1 pseudogene is annotated in these 233 nt (G+C 66.1%); it reads left to right on the top strand.

What is annotated here, in order from left to right:
- A pseudogene (locus ACR9ZK_RS23650) lies at positions 1-233 on the top strand (nitrite/sulfite reductase); the annotation flags it as partial.

Below are 233 nucleotides of genomic sequence, written 5' to 3'. Positions count from 1 at the left end.
GAACTGATCGACCCACGCCCATGGTGCGAAATCGTCCGTCAGTGGACTACATTCCACCCGGAATTCGCCTACCTGCCGCGCAAGTTCAAGATCGCCGTCAACGGTTCGACCGCTGACCGTGCGGCCATCGAAGTCCACGACATCGGCCTGGAGCCGGTACACAACGCCGCCGGCGAGCTGGGCTTCCGTGTCCTGGTCGGCGGTGGCCTGGGCCGTACCCCGGTGGTCGGCGC

It is taken from the genome of Monashia sp. HAY1-5C (assembly GCF_056755255.1).
Note: the sequence above shows the minus strand (reverse complement) of the source record. Positions and strands in the feature narration are given on the sequence as shown.